This window comes from Sphingomonas sp. UNC305MFCol5.2 (assembly GCF_000712135.1).
Taxonomy (GTDB): Bacteria; Pseudomonadota; Alphaproteobacteria; order Sphingomonadales; family Sphingomonadaceae; genus Sphingomonas.
Genome location: NZ_JOOE01000004.1, coordinates 672501 through 674796 on the forward strand (window position 1 = coordinate 672501; position 2296 = coordinate 674796).

General features: G+C 55.1%; 1 tRNA gene and 2 rRNA genes (1 of these 3 running past the window's edge). All 3 read left to right on the forward strand.

The features are described from left to right. A 23S ribosomal RNA gene (locus tag BR78_RS0119275) occupies positions 1-1877 on the forward strand; it begins 916 nt to the left of the window's first position. Between the two features lie 148 nt (positions 1878-2025). Further along, positions 2026-2140, forward strand: a 5S ribosomal RNA gene (rrf, locus tag BR78_RS0119280). A gap of 73 nt (positions 2141-2213) precedes the next feature. Then, a tRNA-Met gene (locus tag BR78_RS0119285) sits at positions 2214-2290 on the forward strand. Positions 2291-2296 lie beyond the last annotated feature (6 nt).

Sequence of the window (2296 nt, forward strand, 5' to 3'; positions counted from 1 at the left end):
GCGAGATCTACCAAACCTAACCAAACTCCGAATACCTATGAGTACTATCCGGGAGACAGACGGCGGGTGCTAAGGTCCGTCGTCAAAAGGGAAACAGCCCTGACCTACAGCTAAGGTCCCCAAGTCATCACTAAGTGGGAAAGCATGTGGGAATCCCAAAACAACCAGGAGGTTGGCTTAGAAGCAGCCATCCTTTAAAGAAAGCGTAACAGCTCACTGGTCTAAACAAGGGTTCCTGCGGCGAAGATGTAACGGGGCTAAAGTGATGCACCGAAGCTTAGGATGTGATCGCAAGATCACGTGGTAGCGGAGCGTTCCGTAAGCCTGTGAAGCAGTCTGGTAATGGGCTGTGGAGGTATCGGAAGTGCGAATGCAGACATGAGTAGCGATAAAGAGGGTGAGATGCCCTCTCGCCGAAAGACCAAGGGTTCCTGCGCAAGGCTAATCCGCGCAGGGTGAGCCGGCCCCTAAGACGAGCCCGAAGGGGGTAGTCGATGGGAACCACGTTAATATTCGTGGGCCTGGTGGTGTGTGACGGATCTCGTGTGTTGTACGATCTTATCGGATTGATCGTGCTTCGAAGAGGTCCCGGGAAATAGCCCCACCGTATAGACCGTACCCGAAACCGACACAGGTGGTCAGGTAGAGTATACCAAGGCGCTTGAGAGAAGTGTCCTGAAGGAACTCGGCAAATTGCCTCCGTACCTTCGGAAGAAGGAGGCCCTTGTTCTGCGCAAGCAGTTCAAGGGGGCACAGGCCAGGGGGTAGCGACTGTTTAGCAAAAACACAGGGCTCTGCTAAGTCGGCTTCAAGACGACGTATAGGGTCTGACGCCTGCCCGGTGCCTGAAGGTTAAGTGGAGGGGTGCAAGCTCCGAAATGAAGCCCAGGTAAACGGCGGCCGTAACTATAACGGTCCTAAGGTAGCGAAATTCCTTGTCGGGTAAGTTCCGACCTGCACGAATGGCGTAACGACTTCCCCACTGTCTCCAGGACATGCTCAGCGAAATTGAATTCTCCGTGAAGATGCGGAGTACCCGCGGTTAGACGGAAAGACCCCGTGCACCTTTACTGCAGCTTCAGAGTGGCATTAGGAAGGAACTGTGTAGAATAGGTGGGAGGCTTTGAAGCATTGGCGCCAGCCAGTGTGGAGCCACAATGTGAAATACCACCCTGTTGTTTTCTGATGTCTAACCACGCACCGTCATCCGGTGCTGGGACCCTCTGTGGCGGGTAGTTTGACTGGGGCGGTCGCCTCCTAAAGAGTAACGGAGGCGCGCGAAGGTTGGCTCAGGCCGGTTGGAAACCGGCTGTTAGAGTGCAATGGCATAAGCCAGCCTGACTGCGAGACTGACAAGTCGAGCAGAGACGAAAGTCGGTCATAGTGATCCGGTGGTCCCTCGTGGAAGGGCCATCGCTCAACGGATAAAAGGTACGCCGGGGATAACAGGCTGATAACCCCCAAGAGCTCATATCGACGGGGTTGTTTGGCACCTCGATGTCGGCTCATCACATCCTGGGGCTGGAGCAGGTCCCAAGGGTTTGGCTGTTCGCCAATTAAAGTGGTACGTGAGCTGGGTTCAGAACGTCGCGAGACAGTTTGGTCCCTATCTGCCGTGGGCGTCGAAATTTGAGAGGAGTTGACCCTAGTACGAGAGGACCGGGTTGAACATACCTCTGGTGTACCAGTCGTCGTGCCAACGGCGCAGCTGGGTAGCTATGTATGGACGGGATAACCGCTGAAAGCATCTAAGCGGGAAGCCTCCCTCGAGATAAGATTTCTTAGGACGGTCGAAGACCACGACCTTGATAGATCGGATGTGGAAGTGCGGTAACGCATGGAGCTAACCGATACTAATTGTCCTATTCGCGCTTGAGAGTTCCACCATCAATGACAGCTCTGGCTGACATTCTGGTCGGATGATCCAGTCGCAGCTTTATTCAAACCCGTGTGCACGGTATCGATTTGAAACCCTGATTTGCGCCCAAAGGGCAGCCCAGGCTGCCCGTCGCACGGGCTCCATTGCCTGGTGGCTATGGCGTCTGTGAACCACCCGATCCCATCCCGAACTCGGCCGTGAAACCAGACAGCGCCGATGGTACTATCGCTCAAGCGATGGAAGAGTAGGTCGTCGCCAGGCATTGCAGCCCGTGCGAAACGCAAATCAGCAAAAACCCATTCACAAGTTAAGCGACCTCCGGTCGCGCCCATGGCGCGGGATGGAGCAGCCCGGTAGCTCGTCAGGCTCATAACCTGAAGGTCGCAGGTTCAAATCCTGCTCCCGCAACCAAGGTCG